Annotated in this window: 2 protein-coding genes and 1 pseudogene; all 3 read right to left on the minus strand. The window is 37.3% G+C overall.

The window, feature by feature from the left end; translation table 11 throughout:
- Positions 1-340, minus strand: a pseudogene (locus DW173_RS24255) (RHS repeat-associated core domain-containing protein); the annotation flags it as partial.
- Positions 341-498: 158 nt separating this feature from the next.
- A complete protein-coding gene (locus DW173_RS23180) occupies positions 499-1,191 on the minus strand; it encodes an imm11 family protein (protein WP_120145311.1) in 693 nt (230 codons plus the stop codon).
- A 17-nt stretch (positions 1,192-1,208) separates the two neighbouring features.
- Positions 1,209-2,395, minus strand: a 1,187-nt coding sequence (locus DW173_RS23185) for an RHS repeat domain-containing protein (protein WP_199722864.1), incomplete at its 5' end; no start/stop codon positions are given.

The following is a 2,395-nucleotide window of genomic DNA, read 5'->3' on the forward strand; positions in this document are numbered from 1 at the left end:
CAACGCGGTAGCGGTCGTCATAGTACAATACCGAGTAGATGAAGCCTGTATATTCCCTGTCTGTAAAACGGGCGGTCAAGCTTCCCGTCTGCTGCCCTTTGCAATCATCTCCATAGCGTTTGCCATAACCCGATGTTTCGCAGTAAGCTGTCGTTGCGTCATCGGGAATACCGTTTTTACCAAGGAAGTCGTAGGAATCGTAATAGCTGACCGACAAGACAGTAGGAGAACTTAAGGTTATACCTTCCAACCGGTAACCTTTCAACGAATTCTCCTCATTCGCCCAAACGGCTTTTACAACAACAGTATCAAGAGGGCAGGACAGTGCAACATAAATCAATTAAATCATTCATGCAAATAAAATATCCACCTAGGTAAATAAAGTACCATAAGTCTTACTGATGAAAATTGAGAACTGCCCTGACATATATGCACAACGCTTTATATCAGAGCAGCCGATGAATACTTGTTATTAAAAGATAATTGGATTTATATCAGCTAATGACAATTTTCAGCTATCAGATTGGTTGCTGGAGCAAACTCCCAACCTGTCAGCCCAGCTGATTCAATTGCATTCTTTAAGCGCTCACTTACGTAAGTATTGGCATCAAGTATACTGATGACGAAAAAATCCAGTTCACAATTAAAGTCTTTGTTCATTACAAGTTTGTCACCCCATATACCCCAGGATATACCTTTCTCCGCTTTAATTTTTTGTCTTCTTTCCCAAAATTCCTCCTTTGATTTAACAAAAAAAGGATCGGACTTATATCCACTAGTTATATCATATTCCCGAAATGAGGTTTTTTCATAATCCACAAAATCCGAATAATTGGAAACTAATTTTAAGAGAAAATAATCATATTTTACTTTTTTCTTATATAGCCCAAGCGAATAGAATTGATGAGGACACAAATTGTATTGCTCAAGGATTGCTTTGGCTTTAGGACTTAGAATGCATAGGCTACCACTAAATCCGTTACTAACAAAATCTGTTAACTTAGCATAACCAGCCAACATCACTCCATCAAGATTTGGCACATAATCTGGAAAAGTGTCTTTATATTTATATAAACTGAACAAAGCATTTGGCGCATCCTCATTGTATTCTTTAATAAATCTATACGCTTGCGGGAAATCACTACCTACGATCTTTTTATCCAAAGATTCTTCCATTACAAAATATTTCATATCACAATATATTTAAATTAAACTTCATAAGGATTAACTACTTTAATGGGAACTACAGGCACCATCGGTTTAATAACTTTTATTCCATCCGTTGGCAAAGTTAAATTTTTCAACTCTAAGTCATTTATCTTTGTGTTAGGATTACTTTCAATAGCATTTTTTGCATTAGAAACTTCTCCTTTTATGAAGTCAGCACTTTGTTCAGGAGAAGCCTTCGGATTCTCTTTTGCAAAATTATCAAGTTTCTTCTCTAACTGTTTCGTATATCTGGGATGTTTTCCATGTTGTCCTTCTCCAGTGGCCTTACTAAATTTATCTACAGTAATTTTGTTTTCTTTTCCCTCCAATTTAAAACCGCCTTCTCTTGCAGCTTTTACAACATCATGTTTACCCAACGATCTTGGAATAATATGATGCTCCTCTTTCGGTAATGTTCTAACGACTTTGTCTGCTGTTCCCAGCATTGTTATACGACTTCCTGTTGTCATCAGTGGATTCGCAGTCCCCCACAAGAAAGGTGGTATTTGGGCTGCTTTTCCATTCGGATCAATATACTTAACCGGATTCCCCAAACAATACGTATACGGACTCCAACCAAAATATTTCTCCGTCATCGGATCCATCACATGCCATCTACCCAAAGCCGCATCATAATGTCTCGCCCCATAATCATACCAATCCAATCCGCCTTTCCGATCCAACTCTTTACCATTATACTTATAAGGCTGCACATTATTGCATACATTAGACATCAAACCACCAAAAGGATAGTAATCATTCACTTCATCAACTTTCCCTGTTTCATCCGCAACTACACGGATATTTCCCTGATGATCCTTAATGTAAAAGTGGAACTTGTTATCTTGGAAGCTATAATAACCAGACTCATTCAGCAATATCTTCAAACTGCCGTTCTCATAGATCGCATTGCCACAATAAACAGTAGACGTGACGTTATCATTTATAGTATGAGTGGTACGGACTTTACTGCCATCTGCCGCATATTCATATACAAAGCTATTTCCGTCAGCAAAGGTGATGTGACTAGGCAAATTTAAGATATTATATTGAATTCCATTTATATTTTTGTTTAAATCTTTAGTCAGATTGCCATTTTTATCATAAGCATACTCGACCGTTTCATGGGCATTATCCTTAAACTCCATACCATTGCCAAATACGGAGTTGGTGGCATTGTCATAAA

The sequence above is a fragment of the Bacteroides sp. AM16-13 genome, from assembly GCF_003602705.1.
Classification (GTDB): domain Bacteria; phylum Bacteroidota; class Bacteroidia; order Bacteroidales; family Bacteroidaceae; genus Bacteroides; species Bacteroides xylanisolvens.